Origin of the sequence: Mycobacterium sp. (genome assembly GCF_032159765.1) — a bacterium.
Taxonomy (GTDB): Bacteria; Actinomycetota; Actinomycetes; order Mycobacteriales; family Mycobacteriaceae; genus Mycobacterium.
Map to the genome: position 1 here is coordinate 83,014 of NZ_JAVHWM010000144.1, position 14,221 is coordinate 97,234.

General features: G+C 65.7%; 16 protein-coding genes. 6 read left to right on the forward strand and 10 right to left on the reverse strand.

Translation table 11 applies throughout. The features are described from left to right. Nucleotide 1 precedes the first annotated feature (1 nt). On the reverse strand, nucleotides 2-1,252 hold the full coding sequence (locus QOH60_RS17575; protein WP_526422646.1) for a cytochrome P450: 1,251 nt from the start codon (nucleotides 1,250-1,252) through the stop codon (nucleotides 2-4). 111 nt (nucleotides 1,253-1,363) lie between these two features. Further along, nucleotides 1,364-2,188 (reverse strand): helix-turn-helix transcriptional regulator, encoded by an 825-nt coding sequence (locus tag QOH60_RS17580; RefSeq protein WP_526422648.1) that lies wholly within the window; start codon nucleotides 2,186-2,188, stop codon nucleotides 1,364-1,366. A gap of 103 nt (nucleotides 2,189-2,291) precedes the next feature. Here QOH60_RS17580 and QOH60_RS17585 point away from each other — a divergent pair, with 103 nt between their 5' ends. After that, nucleotides 2,292-2,603, forward strand: coding sequence for a hypothetical protein (locus tag QOH60_RS17585; RefSeq protein WP_526422650.1), 312 nt, complete (start codon nucleotides 2,292-2,294; stop codon nucleotides 2,601-2,603). Here the strand turns inward: QOH60_RS17585 and QOH60_RS17590 are convergent. The 3 genes from QOH60_RS17590 to QOH60_RS17600 all read right to left on the reverse strand — a co-directional run bounded on the left by QOH60_RS17590 (nucleotide 2,600) and on the right by QOH60_RS17600 (nucleotide 4,677). Next, nucleotides 2,600-3,142 carry a hypothetical protein gene (locus QOH60_RS17590; RefSeq protein WP_526422652.1) on the reverse strand — a complete coding sequence of 181 codons (543 nt, stop codon included), beginning with the start codon at nucleotides 3,140-3,142 and terminating at the stop codon, nucleotides 2,600-2,602. The two genes, QOH60_RS17585 and QOH60_RS17590, sit on opposite strands and share 4 nt — an antisense overlap. Before the next feature lie 63 nt (nucleotides 3,143-3,205). Next, on the reverse strand, nucleotides 3,206-3,511 hold the full coding sequence (locus tag QOH60_RS17595) for a hypothetical protein (protein WP_526422654.1): 306 nt from the start codon (nucleotides 3,509-3,511) through the stop codon (nucleotides 3,206-3,208). A gap of 35 nt (nucleotides 3,512-3,546) precedes the next feature. After that, nucleotides 3,547-4,677 carry a nitronate monooxygenase gene (locus QOH60_RS17600; RefSeq protein WP_526422656.1) on the reverse strand — a complete coding sequence of 377 codons (1,131 nt, stop codon included), beginning with the start codon at nucleotides 4,675-4,677 and terminating at the stop codon, nucleotides 3,547-3,549. 210 nt (nucleotides 4,678-4,887) lie between these two features. On the opposite strand from QOH60_RS17600, the gene QOH60_RS17605 reads away from it, so the two are divergent. Further along, entirely contained in the window at nucleotides 4,888-5,436 is a 549-nt protein-coding gene (locus QOH60_RS17605; RefSeq protein ID WP_526422658.1) for a hypothetical protein, read from the forward strand. Nucleotides 5,437-5,500: 64 nt separating this feature from the next. Continuing rightward, a complete protein-coding gene (locus QOH60_RS17610) occupies nucleotides 5,501-7,012 on the forward strand; it encodes an amidase (RefSeq protein WP_526422660.1) in 1,512 nt (503 codons plus the stop codon). A gap of 3 nt (nucleotides 7,013-7,015) precedes the next feature. Here QOH60_RS17610 and QOH60_RS17615 read toward each other — a convergent pair whose 3' ends face one another. The 3 genes from QOH60_RS17615 to QOH60_RS17625 are packed head-to-tail and all read right to left on the reverse strand — an operon-like array spanning nucleotide 7,016 to nucleotide 8,942. Continuing rightward, the gene (locus QOH60_RS17615) at nucleotides 7,016-7,678 is read right to left on the reverse strand and encodes an O-methyltransferase (RefSeq protein WP_526422662.1); all 663 of its coding nucleotides are present in this window, start codon (nucleotides 7,676-7,678) and stop codon (nucleotides 7,016-7,018) included. Further along, nucleotides 7,675-8,130, reverse strand: coding sequence for a hypothetical protein (locus QOH60_RS17620; RefSeq protein ID WP_526422665.1), 456 nt, complete (start codon nucleotides 8,128-8,130; stop codon nucleotides 7,675-7,677). The genes QOH60_RS17615 and QOH60_RS17620 overlap by 4 nt, the downstream gene beginning before the upstream one ends. Nucleotides 8,131-8,135: 5 nt before the next feature. Further along, entirely contained in the window at nucleotides 8,136-8,942 is an 807-nt protein-coding gene (locus tag QOH60_RS17625) for an HAD family hydrolase (protein WP_526422667.1), read from the reverse strand. Between the two features lie 89 nt (nucleotides 8,943-9,031). Between QOH60_RS17625 and QOH60_RS17630 the strand changes: the two genes are divergently transcribed. Together QOH60_RS17630 and QOH60_RS17635 are read left to right on the forward strand one after the other, a co-directional pair. After that, complete coding sequence (locus QOH60_RS17630; protein ID WP_526422669.1) at nucleotides 9,032-10,138, forward strand: NAD(P)H-dependent amine dehydrogenase family protein; 1,107 nt, start codon at nucleotides 9,032-9,034, stop codon at nucleotides 10,136-10,138. A 16-nt stretch (nucleotides 10,139-10,154) separates the two neighbouring features. Further along, a complete protein-coding gene (locus tag QOH60_RS17635; protein WP_526422671.1) occupies nucleotides 10,155-10,895 on the forward strand; it encodes a glucose 1-dehydrogenase in 741 nt (246 codons plus the stop codon). A 5-nt stretch (nucleotides 10,896-10,900) separates the two neighbouring features. Here the strand turns inward: QOH60_RS17635 and QOH60_RS17640 are convergent, their stop codons facing one another. Further along, complete coding sequence (locus QOH60_RS17640; protein WP_526422673.1) at nucleotides 10,901-12,367, reverse strand: peptide MFS transporter; 1,467 nt, start codon at nucleotides 12,365-12,367, stop codon at nucleotides 10,901-10,903. Nucleotides 12,368-12,376: 9 nt separating this feature from the next. Continuing rightward, nucleotides 12,377-13,744, reverse strand: a complete 1,368-nt coding sequence (gene lipJ / locus QOH60_RS17645) for a bifunctional lipase/adenylate cyclase LipJ (protein ID WP_526422675.1) — start codon at nucleotides 13,742-13,744, stop codon at nucleotides 12,377-12,379. A gap of 32 nt (nucleotides 13,745-13,776) precedes the next feature. Here lipJ and QOH60_RS17650 point away from each other — a divergent pair, with 32 nt between their 5' ends. Beyond that, on the forward strand, nucleotides 13,777-14,208 hold the full coding sequence (locus tag QOH60_RS17650) for a type II toxin-antitoxin system Rv0910 family toxin (protein ID WP_526422677.1): 432 nt from the start codon (nucleotides 13,777-13,779) through the stop codon (nucleotides 14,206-14,208). The last annotated feature ends 13 nt before the right edge of the window (nucleotides 14,209-14,221 follow it).

Sequence of the window (14,221 nt, forward strand, 5' to 3'; positions counted from 1 at the left end):
TTCACTGTGCGACGCGGCTCTTGCCCGTGTAGTCCACCTGCCAGTGTTTGATCCCGTTGAGCCAGCCCGACCGCAGCCGCTCCGGCGTGGAAATCGGTGTGATGTCTGGCATTTCGTCGGCGATCGCATTGAAGATCAGGTCGATCGTCATCCGTGCCAGGTTGGCGCCGATGCAGTAGTGCGCACCGGTGCCACCGAACCCGACGTGCGGGTTGGGATCGCGCAGGATATCGAACCTGAACGGGTCGTCGAAGACGTCCTCGTCGAAGTTGGCCGAGCGGTAGAAAATCACCACCCGGTCGCCTTTCTTGATTTTGACGCCGCTGAGCTCGGTGTCTTCGAGTGCGGTGCGCTGAAATGAGGTGACCGGGGTAGCCCAGCGGACGATTTCGTCGGCCGCGGTTACCGGCCGCTCGCGCTTGAACAGCTCCCACTGATCTGGAAATTCGGTGAACGCCATCATGCCCTGGGTGATCGAGTTGCGCGTGGTTTCGTTGCCGGCCACCGCCAGGATGATAACGAAGAAACCGAATTCGTCGTCACTGAGCTTGTGCCCCTCGACATCTGCCTGCACCAGCTTGGTGACGAGGTCGTCGCCAGGGTTTGCCCCTCGCTCCGCGGCCATCTGCATGCCGTACATGATCAATTCGACCGATGCGGCCATCGGGTCGTTGGTCGCGAACTCCGGGTCCTGGTCGCCGACCATCTGATTCGACCAGTCGAAGAGCTTCTTGCGGTCTTTTTGCGGCACACCCATCAGGCCGGCGATCGCCTGCAGCGGGAGTTCGCACGACACCTGCTCGACGAAATCGCCGGAGCCCTCTGCCGCAGCCGCCTTGGCAATGGCGTGTGCCCGCGCACGGAGCTCGTCGCGCAGGGACTCGATGGCGCGCGGCGTGAACGCGCGAGAGATGATCTTGCGCAGGTGGGTGTGGTGCGGCGCGTCCTGGTTGAGCAACACGACCTTGCCCCGTTCGAGGGAATCGGGATCGGCGTCCTCGCGGTACCGGGGTAGCGCGGTCTTCGCGTTGCTGGAGAAGACATCACTGCGCCGTGAGACTTCCTTGACGTCCTTGTGCTTTGTCACCACCCAGAAGCCGCTATCGCCAAACGGGCCGGCCCCCTCCGTTTGTTCGTTCCACCAGATCGGCGCGCTTCGTCGCATCTCGGCGAGCTCCTCGATCGGGAGCCGTTCGGAGTAGATGTCCGGGTCGGTGAAGTCGAATCCGGGCGGAATATTCGGGGTCGGCATCGATGCACTCCCTTGGTAGAACGTGTTCCTGTTTTTCGCTTAAGGCATTGCTACACCACGAACCGCCCTCACGTCACGGGGGGATTGAGGATAGGAGAGCAATTAGTCCAATTAGTCCCCCGATGAGCGGCTTGCGCGAAGAGCAGGGATCTGCCCGCTTGCGCGAAGAGCAACAGATGTCGCTTCGTCCGCGGGTAGAAAGGCCTCGATGCTCAGCTCGGCCGCGGTCAGATCGAGCGCCGTGCCGAACGTGGTGACCGTGCTCAGGAACGTCAGCAGCCGGCCGTCGGTGGTGTAGAGCTCAAGCGGCACGGCGACGCCGCCGAGGTCGCGGACCTTCTGCATGCCGCCGGGGTAGGACTCGATCTCAGCGAGCAGCGATGACAACTGGCCGCCGCCGTCGATAGCCACCTCGCGGCGAAGCCGGCCGACGACGTGATGGCGCCACTGCGCCAGGTTGCGGATGCGCGGCGACAGGCCCTCGGGGTGCAGTGCAATCCGCAGCGCGTTGGGCTCTTCGAGCAGATGTGGCGCAACGCCGTCGAGAAACAGCGCGGCACCCGCATTCAACTGAAGCACGCGCCAACCGCGATCGACGGCCAGGCAGGGAAACGGGTTGTAGGCCGCAAGCACCTGACCCACGCCGTCGGCGACCGCGGCCATGTCAGGATCGTCGAGCGAACGCTCCGCATAGGCGGGGGCAAGGCCGGCCGCGATCAAGAGCCGGTTCTGGTCGCGTGCGGGCACGTCGAGCGCGGCGGCAAGGCGCAACACCATCGGGCGGCTGGGGACCGACCGTCCGGTCTCGATGAAGCTGACGTGCCGCGACGACACGTCGGCGGCGAGCGCGAGGTCGAGCTGGCTCATTCGGCGCCGACGACGCCAGTCACGCATGAGATCGCCGAACGCCGACGTCTGCACCTCGGCCTGGGTCATGGCACAAGTCTGGCCCTGTCCTGCCATCAGGACCACTACCTCGCAGGTAATTGCAATGGCTACCTACGGGCGGCACTCTGGGAGACAAGGGAAAGGAGAGGTGATGCGGACCAGGACGACGGGCGCCGCCCCGATCCCGCGGTGGCTGCGGCTGGTGATGATCTCTGACCGCGCCGGCTCGTCGTGGTACGTCGGGCTCGGCTTCTTCTTCGCGCCGGTACTCGCGCTGGTGTCGCCGTGGCCGGCGGTCACCGTCGTGGTGTGGGTGCTGATCGGTGTCTTCGGATTGTGGCTTGGCGTGCTCGGTATCGCGATGGCCACGGGCCTGGCGATGCTCCTGCGGACGGGCGGCGAAATTCCCGAGGACTACTGGTGGCAGCTGGTCGGCGACAAGCCGAAGTCGGTCGCGCCCTAACTTCCCGGGCGCGCAGTCGGGTTCGGCGTCGGGGGGGCCTCAGCCGAGAACGACTGCGGCTCTTTGTATTCGACTACTGCCTCGCGCCTGATCAGGGTGTCGCCCGACGTGATGACGAGCTGCTCTGTCCCGAGCTGGTAATCGATTCCATCGTTGTGGGCGAGAAACTCGCGCGGGCCGAGACTTTCGGCAGGGACGTTCAACGTCGCACCATCGCTGCGCCGCACTCCTCGATACGTGTAGGCCTTGGCCGGATCGACGCAGATCGCCACAAGTGAACCCGCGGTGCGAACGATCGCTGCCACAGCCAACGGCGCGCCACACCTGGCGTTGGATTTCAGAAACCCTCTGTCGTCGGACGGGATGGCTGAATTCGTCTGAGCCCCCGCCGAAGTGGTCACCGGTGCGGCACCGGCAGAGGGAAGTGAACCCGGCACTCCTGCCTTCTCGGTGATGTGGACGAAGGCTGCGGCGGCGACCACCGCACCGATTCCCGCGAGGGACGCGAGCCGTCCTGGGGTCGAGCGAATGTGGACCACTGTCCATGCATACCGCGCGAAGGGACTGAGTTCAGTTACGAATTCGGCACAACTTGGCCGGGCTCACACGCAACCGCTGACGGTGACTCGCCGTCCGACACTGCCGCACACGGTCACGTTCGGCCTCGGTGGTGGTGGCGGGGGCGGCGGGGCGACGTCCTCGGGCATCGGCGCGTAGTACTCCGGCGGCGGTGCGTAATACGCGATGGTGTCCGCGAGGTCCGCGCATCCGCCAACCGATACGCGTCGACCGCCGACGCTGCCGCAGACATCCGCGGCACCTACCGCCGGGGTCACGATCACGTTGAACGCGCCGAAAACTGTCCCAAGCGTCAGCACAGTGGCGACCGCTGTTTTCCACGACGACATCGCGTGAGTATATCGACGCATGCGTCAGCAGAAGGTCAAACCGAGGCGGCCTCGTTGAGTTCGTTGAGCGTGTTCGTCGCCTCGAGGTATTCCTGAACCCAGCGTTCGATCACCGTCGCGGTCTTCTCGACCTTGACGAACTGGCCGACCACTTGGCCTACCGGATTGAAGGCGACGTCCACGGTCTCGTTCGGGTACTTGTGCGTGGCCGCGACCGCCATGCCGGAGACCATGAATTGCAAAGGCATTCCCAGTGGTTCGGGGTTTCCGGGCGTCTCCCACGCCTCGGTCCAGTCATTGCGGAGCATCCGCGCGGGCTTACCAGTGAACGACCGGCTGCGCACGGTGTCGCGGCTGCCGGCCTTGATGTAGGCGGCCTGCTGCACGGGAGTGTTCTCGGATTCTTCGACCATCAGCCACTGCGAGCCGGTCCACGCGCCCTGCGCGCCGAGTGCCAGCGCCGCCGCGATCTGCTGGCCGCTGGCGATGCCGCCTGCCGCGAGCACGGGCACCGGGGCAACTTCCTTGACAACCTGCGGCCACAGCACGATCGAGCCGACTTCCCCGCAATGGCCGCCGGCTTCGCCGCCCTGGGCGATGATGATGTCAACGCCGGCATCCGCGTGCTTGCGCGCCTGCGACGGCGAGCCGCACAGAGCGGCCACCTTGCGTCCCTCGTCGTGGATGTGCTTGATCATCTCGACCGGCGGTGTGCCGAGCGCGTTGGCGATCAGCGTCATCTTCGGATGCCGCAGCGCCACGTCGACCTGCGGCGTCGCGGTCGCCTCCGTCCACCCCAGGAGCCGCAACGCATTCTCGTCGCTGTCGTCGGTGGGTACCCCGTGGTCCTTGAGGATCTTCTTCGCGAAGTCGAGGTGATCCTGCGGGACCATGTCCTGCAGCATTTTGGTGAGCTCTTCGGGCGACAAGTTGGCGTCCATGCCCTCGTACTTGTTCGGGATCACGATGTCGACCCCGTAGTTATGGTCGCCGATGTGCTCGTCGATCCAGTTCAGCTCGATCTCAAGCTGTTCCGGCGTGAACCCGACGGCCCCGAGCACACCGAACCCGCCGGCTTTGCTCACCGCGACCACGACGTCGCGGCAGTGGGTGAAGGCAAAGATCGGGAACTCGATGCCGAGCTCGTCGCAGATGGCCGTATGCATCAGTCGCTCCTTCACGGGCGGGATCACCGAACTGAAACGTGTTCTAGTTTAGTACCGCCGAGTTCGCCGCCTCTACGGGGGTGCCCAGATCACCGCCCCGCGTCTGGTTCATATCGGTTCGAACAATGCCACATGCGTCACTTGAGTCGCAGCAGTAACGCCCCTACCTTCGGCCGTGGACTTCCGAAAAACACAAGGATGGGATTTCACATGTCTCGTATTGGCACTCGCATCGCGACGATCGCGGCTGCAGCCGGGGGGATCGCTGCGGCGTTCCTCGCGTTCAGCCCCGCCGCGTCGGCCGACCCGGTCGCGCCGGTGGTACCTCCCGCGCCGGGCGTTGACCTCGTTTCACAGCTCGCCAACGCACCGGCGCTGGCGGGCCAGTTTCTGCAGAGTGCAGCAACGATGCTGCAGAAGCCTGCGGCCACTCCGGCCGCGCCCGCTGTCCCGCCGCCGACGGCAACTGCGTCGCTGAACATGCCGCAGCTGCCGACAACCGCGCCGCTGAACCAAGCGGTGGGCACCGTCCCCCCGGCCGGCGTCCCCGGGGCGTCATCGCAGATGCCGCTGCTCAACCAGCTGCCGCTGCCCGGCAACCTCGCCTCGATCGCGCAGAACATCCCCGGTCTGGGCACCAGCCCGAACGCGATCCCGTCAATCCCGGCGCCGATGTCGACGGGCCCGATGACGCCGCCCGCGGGACCGGGCGAGACCGCGCTGCCGCCCAATCTGAATCCGTTCTCCGCCCTTCCCTGACCCCCGAGTCAGCGCAGCCGCCTGCCACCACCGACCGGGCAGGCGGCTGCGTTACGTTGCGTGAGTGGATGAACAGACGTACTTGCAGCACGACGGACTCGCGCTGGGGCAGTTGGTCCGCTCCGGTGACGTCGACGCCACGGATCTCTTGCGTGTCGCCCAGGCTCGCGCCGACCGGCTCAATCCCAAGATCAACGCGATCTGCGCACGGCTGGACGACCGTGCCGAGAAACAGCTGACGGAAGCGCCGACCGCGGACGCGAGGAGCAAAACAGCCAAGGGATCGTTTGCCGGTGTTCCGTTTCTGCTGAAGGACCTTCACCAGGAACTCGCAGGGACCACGTCGACCAGCGGCTGCCGCGCGCTGGCGAATACCGTTGCGACCGACACGAGCACAGTGGTCGCGCGTTGGCTCGATGCCGGCGTGGTGATCTTCGGCAAGACGAACGCACCGGAGTTCGGGGCGAAGGGCGTCACCGAGCCCGCGCTGTTCGGGCCCACCCGCAATCCGTGGAATCTCGACCGCACGCCCGGCGGCTCGTCGGGAGGTGCCGCCGCGGCGGTGGCCGCGGGCATCGTCCCCGTGGCCGGCGCAAGTGACGGCGGCGGTTCTATCCGCATCCCGGCCGCGTGCAACGGCCTGGTCGGGTTGAAGGCGGGACGGGGTCTGCTGCCGTCGGGTCCAAACGCGAGTGATCCGCTCAACGGGCAGGCAACCGACGGGGTGATCTCACGGTCGGTGCGCGACACGGCCGCGATGCTCGACGTCCTCGCCGGCCCCGATTCGGTGTCGGCGTTCGCGCCTGCGGCTCCTGATCACCCGTTCCTCGAGGATCTCGACCGGCCACCGGCTCGTCTGCGCATCGGGTTCACCACGTATTCGGCAATCCGCGGGACACCCCACCCCGAGGCCACCCGCGCGATGGAGGCCGCTGCGCAGCTGCTCACCGACCTCGGGCACGAAGTCGACGAGATCAAGCCGTCGTGGGACGACCACCAGCTGGCCCGCGACTTCCTCACTGTCTGGTTCGTCAACGTGGCGAGCGAGGTCGCCCGGGTCAAACGCGAAACCGGTTCGGGGGATGAGGGTTTCGAGCAGGACACGAGGCTGATGGCGGCACTCGGCCGGACGACCAGCGGTGTCGATCTGCTGGCCGCGCAGGAGCGCAGGCACGACTACATCGCCGCGCTTGCGCGGCTGCATTCCGACCGTGACCTCCTGATGACGCCGACGCTCGGGGAACCACCCATCCGGGTCGGGTCTTTGGACCTGCCTGCGCTGCTGGAGCGAGCAGCCGGAGTCATCCTGAAGACGAGGACGACGAGGGTTCTGGAGCTGACCGGCATCGCCGATCAGATCATCCGCAACAACCTCGGCTGGGTGCCCTACACGCAGCTGGCAAACATCACGGGCCGCCCCGCGATCAGCCTGCCGCTGCACTGGAGCGCCGACGGACTACCGATGGGGGTGCAGTTCGTTGCGCCCTTGAGCGGCGAACGGTTGCTTTTGCACCTAGCGCGTCAGCTCGAATTGGCCGCACCATGGGACAATCGTCGCCCCGCACAGTTCGCGTAAGCGCTAAGCGCTTGCGCGGCAGCTGATTTCCATGCGGCCTGAATCGCGCACGGGAAAGCTGACACTGACATAGCCGTTGGCTGGATCGCGGACGTAGTCGACGTACGGTTGAGTCTCGGGCATCTCGGTGTTGTCGGCCACCACCAGCGCACCCGGCGACAGTCGCGGCTCCAGGAGCTTCAGCACCGGGGTGTACAAGTCCTTCCAGCCGTCCAGGAGCGCGAAACCCACTGGGCCGTCCAGTGTTTGGAGGGTGTCGAGTGCGTCACCCTCCAAGACGGTGATCAGATCATCCAACCCGGTCTCTGCGAAGGTCCGCTTCGCGGCGGCCACTTTCGCGGCACTGAGCTCGGTGGTGATCACCCGGCCCGAGCCGTTGTCGCGCACGGCGGCAGCGAGGTGGATTCCGGAAATGCCGAGCGACATGCCGAACTCGACGACGGTGTCGGGTCGGCTGGCGCGTACCAGCGCGTACAGCAACCGGCCGGCGTCAGGGTCGACCGGAAGGTAGAAGTCGCTCAGCGCGTCGGCCCTTTCCTGGGCAGTGGAAGCGCCGGTGACCAGCGCGTCGTGTTTCTCGTACAGCGCGGTCATCTGCTCCTTGCTCTCGCGGTACATGCGTTGGAGCGCATGGGCGACATTCGGGTCATCCAGTGTGTTGGTCACGACGTCGAAATTAGCAGCACCACGAATCCAAGCATCAGCCCGAAACAGGCCACGTGATCGGTGAAGACCATCCGCGCGAGTCTGCTCTGATCCTCGGGTGTGTCCTCCCGCGTGCCGAGCCGGACCGCGTTGCGTACGGTGCGGGCAAGCGCCAGCAGTATCGGCGCGCCGGCGAGCGCGAAGAATGCCGCCAGCAGCCACGCGGGATCCTGGCCTGATGCCGCACGAAATGCCAACGCGCCCAGCAACGTCACCATCACAACCGAGATGAGGAAGCTCATCGGCCGCGACGTGGTGGTGGCGCGGCGGTAGTAGCCGGCGATCGCCCCCAGCACGGGCTCGGGCAAGGCAGTCACGTGGCGGTGCCCGACGACCTGACTGTCGAAAATCAGGTCCATCCACAGCACGGCAAGCAAGAACCCGGAGCAGACGGTCTGCAGGAGTGTGGCCACGCTCATCAGGCGCGGCGCAGTGCGGTGCTCACGACGTATCGTGCGACCGCAGCCACTCCGAGACGGGTATTGCGGGGCGCGGGCCTGACGAGTCGCAAGACCGGCCAACCCCGCTGCGCAGCCTTCGCCGCAAGCCCTGGACGAGGATTCACCGGCCGCGGATTGCCGACCAGTGACATCAGCGCTACGTCTTCGTCACCGTCTGCGTAGAAGTAACTCTCTTGCAGATCAACAGCATTGGCATTGCAGAACCTTTGGACCGCGGCAGCCTTCTCCGGCCCCCAGATGACGGGCTTGACGATTCGTCCGGTCAGCGCGTCGCCGCTGTCGAGCTCGAAGTGGTTGCACAGCACTTCGGTGATCTGCAGGTGGCGCGCCACAGGCTCGGCATGAATCGTCAGCGCCGACGAACTCAGCACCACCGTGTGGCCCTGGCGCTGGTGCGCCGACACGATCCCGGCCATGTGCGGGTAGACGCGGTGCGCGACGTCGTGCACGAAGAGCTGCTCACCGAGCTCGTCGAGGTCGCAGAGCAGTTGACCTCGCAGGTATCCCGCGGCACGCACCAGCAGCCGCTCGAACTGCATGCGGCCCAGGCGGTACCTCAGGGAAGCTTCAAGAACGCCGAGGATCTCGCCGATAGAGGCCTGCCTGCGCTTGATCCGGTCGCTCGCGTGAGCCGTTGCCGTGAACCCGGCGACCAGCGTTCCGTCCAGGTCGAAAAACGCCCCGATCTGCGGGCCTGCCGGACCCGCGGCGATGGCCGCCACAGCGTCGGGCACCGGTGCGACCGGCGGTGACGGTGTGGCCATGATCGAAGCTTAATGACCACGGCAGACAACCGGCCTCCTGCGACTTGTTACCGTGCGCCGAGATAGGGACGCAACCACGAGGAGATCGCATGGCCATTCGTGTCGCTCACGTCGGCACCGGAAACGTCGGTCGTCTCGCGCTGAGGGGGCTGCTCATCAACCCCGAGTTCGAACTGACCACGCTGTGCGTCTCGTCTGATGCCAAGGTCGGCAAGGACGCGGCCGAACTCGCGGGCCTGTCCGGGCACGTCGGGGTGGCTGCCGTCAACGACCTCGACGCGGTGATCGCCGCCAACCCTGACTGCGTCGTGTACTGCGCGATGGGGGACAACAGGTTGCCTGCCGCAATGGACGACGTCCGCCGCATCCTGGCCGCGGGCATCAACGTCGTCGGGTCGTCGCCAGTGGTGTTGCAGTTCCCGTGGGGAGTGCTGCCGGACCAGTACATCGGGCCACTCGAGGACGCTGCGCGGCAAGGCAATTCGAGTCTGTTCATCAACGGCGTCGACCCGGGTTTCGCCACCGACCTGATTCCGCTCGCCCTGGCAAGCACGTGTCAGCGCATCGAGCAGGTCCGCTGCAGCGAGATCGCCGACTACGCCACCTATGACGGCGCGACAGTCATGTTCGACGTGATGGGCTTCGGCAAGTCGCTCGACGAAGTGCCGATTCTGTTCCAGCCCGGCGTTCTGGGCATCGCGTGGGGATGCGCGATCCGCCAGATGGCCGCCGGCCTCGGGATCACGCTCGACGAGATCACTGACTCGTGCGAGCGCGAGCCGGCGCCAGAGGCATTCGACATCGCGGCCGGGCATGTCTCCGAAGGCACGGTTGCCGCACTGCATTTCGAGATCCGGGGCATGGTCGGGGGAAAGCCGGCCATCGTCGTCGAGCACACCACGCGACTGCGCGAAGACCTGCGTCCCGACTGGCCACAACCGGCGCAGCCCGGCGGCTCCTACCGCGTCGAAATCGTCGGGGAACCGTCGTACACGGTCGACGTCTGCCCGACGAGCACGAAGGGCGACCACAATCACGCTGCGATCGTCGGAGCCGCCGGGCGGATCGTCAACGCCATTCCAGCCGTCCTGACCGCGGAGCCGGGAATCAGGACGACACTGGATTTGCCGCTGGTGACGGGCAAGGGCGTGTTCGGATTGCAGGAGACCCTTTCTGAAACAGGTTCTAGTTCCTGAGGTAGCGTGACGCGTCATGGGACGCGTGGACGGAAAAGTCGCACTGATCAGTGGCGGAGCTCAGGGCATGGGCGAGGCTCATGCGCGCATGCTGGTCGCCGAAGGCGCCAAGGTGGTGCTCGGCGACATTCTCGACGACAAGGGCAAGGAACTCGCCGAGGATATCGGCGACGCCGCGCGCTACGTCCATCTCGACGTGACGCAGCCCGACGACTGGAAAGCGGCTGTTTCCACCGCAATCGACGCGTACGGCAAGCTCAATGTGTTGGTGAACAACGCAGGAACCGTCGCCCTGGGGCCCCTGAAATCCCACGACCTGAAGAAGTGGCAGCAGGTGCTCGACGTCAACCTCACAGGGACCTTCCTCGGTATTCAAGCGGTGATCGACCCGATGATCGAGGCCGGCGGAGGCTCGATCATCAACGTCTCGTCGATCGAGGGGCTGCGCGGCGCCGCTTGGGTACACGGGTATGTGGCGTCCAAATGGGGTGTTCGTGGCCTGACGAAATCGGCAGCCTTGGAGCTCGCACCGCAGAACATCAGGGTCAACTCGATCCATCCCGGGTTCATCCGCACGCCAATGACCAAGCATCTGCCCGACGACATGGTGAAGGCCCCGCTCGGCCGCGCAGGCAAGCCCGAGGAAGTGTCGACGTTCGTCGTCTTCCTCGCCAGCGATGAGTCGTCGTTCTCCACCGCGTCCGAGTACGTCATGGACGGCGGCCTCGTAGCGGACGTGCCGCACAAGGAATTCTGAGCCCGCTACCGCACGCCCTCCATCCGGCGGCTCACCCACGGCGAGAGCGCAACGACAACGCCACCCGCGAGAATCGCGACTGCGCCCGTCACGCCGAAATAGGCGAACTCGTGGGCCGGGTCGTAGTAACGCGCGAGCACTCCCGACATCGACGTGCCGAACCCGACCGAGAAAAAGTACAGCGCCATCATCTGCGAGCGAAACGCCTGTGGCGCAAGCTTTGTCGTCACCGACAGGCCGATCGGCGAGATGAGTAGCTCGGAAACCGCGAACACGCCGAAGATCGCGAACACCACCAGCGCGGGAACGGCCTTGCCGGTCGTCGGGGCCATCGGCAGGAACAACAGGAACGCGATACCCATGCCGATCACGCCGTAGGCGAACTTCCGCGGGGTCGTGGGCGCGCGCGTGCCCAGCCGAGTCCAGAGTGCTGCGAACAACGGAGCCAACGCGATGATCCAGACCGGCTCGAATGAGCTGACCCAGCTCGGCGGCGCCGGCCAGCCGAAGATCGACCAGTTCACCCGCTCGTCGGAATACACAGTCAGGACGGTGAAGATCTGCTGGAACAGCGACCAGAACACCGCATTGGCAACGAACAACGGGATGAACGCACGCACTCGCGTGCGTTCGGTCGCCGTCACCCGCGGACTGTTGAGCATCGTGACGAAGTACGCCACGGCTGCCACGACGATGACGCCTGTGGTCACTTGGGACAGGTTCGACAGGGTGACGACGCGCAGCGCCACCGCGGCGGCGATCACGGCGACGCCGGCGATGAGCAGCACTACCGCCCACTTGATCGCGCTGCGCGGCAGGGGATTCGGCACCTCGCGTCCGTGACTACCGAGGTTGCGGCGGAAGACGACATACTGAACGAGCCCGGTGGCCATGCCCACCGCGGCGGCGCCGAAGCCGACGTGAAATCCGATGTGTGACTGCAGAAGCCCTGTGATCAACGGGCCGATGAACGCGCCCAGGTTGATCCCGAGATAGAAAAGGGTGAATCCGCCGTCGGCGCGTGGGTCGTCCTTGTCGTACAACGTCCCCAGCAGCGACGACGCATTTGCTTTCAGCGCACCGCTGCCGAGCGCCACCAGAACCAACCCGATGCCGACACCGACCAGGCCGGGCACCACTGCCAGCACGATGTGGCCCGCCATGACCACGACACCGCCGTACAACACCGTGCGCTCCATGCCGAGCACCCGGTCAGCGATCCACGCGCCGAGCACAGTTGACAGATAGACCAGCCCGCCGTAGGCGCCGACGATGCCGGTACCGGTCGCTTTCGACAGGCCCAGACCGCCGTCGGTGACCGAGTAGTACAGGTAGTAAGCCAAAATGCCCAACATCCCGTAGAACGAAAACCGTTCCCACAGTTCGACTCCGAACAGGTTGGTCAACCCGATCGGGTGTCCGAAGAACGTGCGCTCGGCGGGGGGCGCGGAGTCCTGCTCAGCTGCTGGCATGGGCGAACGTTACCGTCGGCTCGTCACGTTCTGGCGCTCCAACGCGAATACGGCCCAGATCCCCGGCACTCCCTTTAGCTGATACTCGCCTCGTCCGATGAACGTGCGACGGGAACCAGTAACGATCTCGCGCACGGTCGACGACACGAACACCTCACTCGCGCTGGCCAATGCGGCGACCCGCGCACCGATGTGCACCGCCATGCCCGCGACGTCGGTTCCGCGCACCTCGACCTCGCCCGCGTGGATCCCCACCCGAACTTCGATGCCGAGCACCTTGACCGCGTCGACGATGGCGTCCGCGCAGTCGATCGCGACGCTTGGGCTGGTGAAGGTCGCGACGAATCCGTCACCGGCCGTGTTGACTTCGCGACCGCCGAACCGACGCAGCTCGTGACGCACGATGCTGTCGTGTTTGTCGAGCAGGTCATGCCAGCGGTCGTCGCCGAGCGCGCCGGCACGCTGCGTCGAGCCGACGATATCGGTGAAAACAATTGTGGTGAGCACCCTTTCGGCGTCGGCGCCACCGCGCACACCGGTGACGAACTCCTCGATCTCGTCGAGCATCGGCCCGGCGTTGCCCACCCAGTACGGCACGTCCGCACCGGGCAGCTCGACGTAGTGGGCTCCGGGGATGTGCGCGGCGAGGTAGCGGCCGTGCCCGACGGGTACGAACACCGCGTCTTCCCGGTGCACGATTAGCGTGGGCACGGTGATGCTCGGAAGCAGATCGCGCACGTCGACGTCGGCGACGACCTTGGACAACGCGCGGGCCATGCTCGGCGAGGCCGCGCGATTGCCGGCGCGATCCCACCATGTCCGGAACGTCTCGTCGTCGGCGACGCTTGGCGCGAGAATGCGAAGCACGTCGACGCCTTGCTCGACCGCGTCGGGCTCCATTGCCAGCGACTGAAACGGTTCGGACAGAGTCGGTTTGGCGCCGATTTGGTAGTCCTCGGCCCACAACGCGCGCGCAGCGCCGTTGACGAGAACCAAGTTCCGCACCCGCTCAGGATGAGTGGTGGCGACGGTGATGCCGGTCGGAGCCGCCCAGGTCGGCGCGAAGATCGTCGCTTGCTCGGATCCGACCGCGTCCATCACCGCGATCACGTCCTCGGCCCAGAAGGCGGCGCTGATCACGTCGTTCGACGGCAGGCGTGACGACAGCCCGAGGCCGCGCTGGTCGTACCGAATCAGCCGGCCGAAGGAGGCCAGTCGGCGATGGAAGCGATACATCGACGGTTGGTCATCGACCGAGTCGATCGGGATGGACGGGCTTGGTATCACGACGATGTCAGCCGGCCCATCGCCCAAGACCTGATAGGCGATCTCGTTGTCACCGTACTTCGCGTATCGCGTTCGTGGAGCTTGCGCCACGGCGACAGGTTATGCCCCGTTAGCATTCGCGGGTGGCCAAACTCGAGTTGTCCCGAGAACTGACGCTGAGCCCCGACGAGGCATGGGACCATGCGTCGAACCTCTCCGAACTCGGCGATTGGCTCGTGATGCACGAGGGGTGGCGCTCCGACCTGCCCGACGAACTCGAGGTGGGCACCACGATCGTCGGCGTCGCCGGCGCAAAGGGCTTGCGCAATCGGGTCACCTGGACGGTGCAGAAGCTCGATCCGCCGCGGTTACTCGAGATCACCGGCGCGGGCGTCGGCGGCACCAGATACGCACTGAAGATGACCGTCGCTCCCACCGCGTCCGGGTGCAGGTTCACCGTGCGAATCGATCTGGGCGGCAAGCCCTTATTCGGACCGATCGGAATGGTGGCCACCCGCGCGGTCAAGGGTGACATCGAGCGTTCGATCGAGAAGTTTGAAGAGCTCTACGGCTGACGGCGTTCCGGCG

Excerpts from the sequence above, each read along its gene's own strand:
- QOH60_RS17605 (WP_526422658.1), top strand. The coding sequence starts at position 4,888 with ATGTCTCGTATTGGCACTCGCATCGCGACGATCGCGGCTGCAGCCGGG.
- QOH60_RS17640 (WP_526422673.1), bottom strand. The coding sequence starts at position 12,367 with ATGCCAGCAGCTGAGCAGGACTCCGCGCCCCCCGCCGAGCGCACGTTC.
- QOH60_RS17595 (WP_526422654.1), bottom strand. The coding sequence starts at position 3,511 with ATGTCGTCGTGGAAAACAGCGGTCGCCACTGTGCTGACGCTTGGGACA.
- QOH60_RS17580 (WP_526422648.1), bottom strand. The coding sequence starts at position 2,188 with ATGACCCAGGCCGAGGTGCAGACGTCGGCGTTCGGCGATCTCATGCGT.
- QOH60_RS17585 (WP_526422650.1), top strand. The coding sequence starts at position 2,292 with ATGCGGACCAGGACGACGGGCGCCGCCCCGATCCCGCGGTGGCTGCGG.
- QOH60_RS17635 (WP_526422671.1), top strand. The coding sequence starts at position 10,155 with ATGGGACGCGTGGACGGAAAAGTCGCACTGATCAGTGGCGGAGCTCAG.
- QOH60_RS17575 (WP_526422646.1), bottom strand. The coding sequence starts at position 1,252 with ATGCCGACCCCGAATATTCCGCCCGGATTCGACTTCACCGACCCGGAC.
- QOH60_RS17600 (WP_526422656.1), bottom strand. The coding sequence starts at position 4,677 with ATGCATACGGCCATCTGCGACGAGCTCGGCATCGAGTTCCCGATCTTT.
- QOH60_RS17630 (WP_526422669.1), top strand. The coding sequence starts at position 9,032 with ATGGCCATTCGTGTCGCTCACGTCGGCACCGGAAACGTCGGTCGTCTC.
- QOH60_RS17625 (WP_526422667.1), bottom strand. The coding sequence starts at position 8,942 with ATGGCCACACCGTCACCGCCGGTCGCACCGGTGCCCGACGCTGTGGCG.